This is a genomic window from Bizionia myxarmorum (assembly GCF_008086205.1).
Classification (GTDB): Bacteria; Bacteroidota; Bacteroidia; order Flavobacteriales; family Flavobacteriaceae; genus Algorimicrobium; species Algorimicrobium myxarmorum.
This window is the reverse complement of record NZ_VSKK01000012.1, coordinates 1-1,446: the sequence shown is the minus strand read 5'-3', so window position 1 is coordinate 1,446 and position 1,446 is coordinate 1. Positions and strand designations below refer to the sequence as shown.

Genomic DNA, 1,446 nt, shown 5'->3' with positions numbered 1-1,446 from the left:
CAACATCGTATCCTATGAAAAGCACTAGCCTAGTTCTCCAAAGTTAATATTTATTTTTTAATTATCTCATATTGATGATGGTGTGGTGTTGAAATGTTGATAATTCCGATAGGATTATCAATATTTCAATGCCTTTTAAATAACTTGCTCAGCATCCTATATGTGATCCATTCTTGTATTCTGACGGTCACCAGCATCTGTATGATTATAAATTATAATAAACCTGGCCACTTGCTATAAATGTGTGATACCGCTTTAATTGGGTTCACCTACGGTGTTTTGTGATACAGGTTTTTTCTACTTTTTGTGAGCTTGGTTATTGTTTATATTATTCTACTACACCTATGGCGTAAGGTATTTCTGTTTTTATTACCGCTAAGGTTCTGCTCAATAATTTTCTAGCAACCTTAACTATGACACTTTTTACGTTCTTGCCCACATGTTTGCGGTAATAAGCTTGCATTATGGGATCGGTTCTTATGGCTTGCCATGACGCCTCTATAAAATAACTACGCATTAACCGATGTGCTCGCATAGTGATGCCTGTGTGTTTTTGGTTATCACCACTTTGATGAACACCTGGAGCCAGACCAACATAGCCAGCCAAATGTTTTATACTATTGAAGCGGCGCAAATCGCCAAGTTCACAGATAATACCACTAGCGACTATGCCACCAATACCTGGAATACTGCGTAATAGGTAATAATCTTTTTTATAATGCTTACGACAGTAAGCCCGTATTTTGGTCGAGACGTCCCTCAACTCTTTATCTATAAACCTAAAACTACGCATTCTACTATCTAGCGTTTCTCGTGCTGAGCAATGATCAAATTCAAGTGAATCTAGCCAATCTCTAAAGTTATGACTCCAGTGATCATTATCAAATTCCTCGGGAACAGGAACGCCAAAATAAAGTAATTGCATCTTTATAATACTTTTTATACGTCTAAAGTCCTTGACCAAATCATTACGTCGTCGAAAAAGACTACGCAATTGTTCGCGCTCTACTTCTGGAACATGGATACCATCAAGGCGACCATCTTTAAGTTCTCTGGCTATGAGTTGAGCATCGATCTTATCTGTCTTGGTAAATCGTTCTTTTCCTTTTCGGTGAATGTCTGCTGGATTAACAACCAATGAATGCCATCCATAGCTCTCGAAATTACGATGTGCATAGTAACCACAACAGCCTGCCTCATAAGCTGTAGTAACTTCGTAATCTGAAAAATGTTTCTCAACATAGCTTCGCAATACATCAGGTTTTGGTGGCATGGCAAATGACTTTCCTGAAAATAAATCTGTGGCACAGTGAATCTTCCAGCTACGTTTGTGGATGTCGATTCCAATGTATAACTTTGGTTGAGCAGTTTGTTCAGTTTTCATATCTTATTGTTTTGGTGAACTTTAAAGATACTGGACTTTCTGCTTTTTCATGGATGCTATAA

At 37.8% G+C, this 1,446-nt stretch carries 1 protein-coding gene; it reads right to left on the bottom strand.

Annotated elements, in window-relative coordinates; all coding sequences use genetic code 11:
• Nucleotides 1-328 precede the first annotated feature (328 nt).
• The gene (locus ES674_RS15305) at nucleotides 329-1,384 is read right to left on the bottom strand and encodes an IS110 family RNA-guided transposase (RefSeq protein ID WP_148405522.1); all 1,056 of its coding nucleotides are present in this window, start codon (nucleotides 1,382-1,384) and stop codon (nucleotides 329-331) included.
• Between the last annotated feature and the right edge of the window lie 62 nt (nucleotides 1,385-1,446).

Excerpts from the sequence above, each read along its gene's own strand:
- ES674_RS15305 (WP_148405522.1), bottom strand. The coding sequence starts at position 1,384 with ATGAAAACTGAACAAACTGCTCAACCAAAGTTATACATTGGAATCGAC.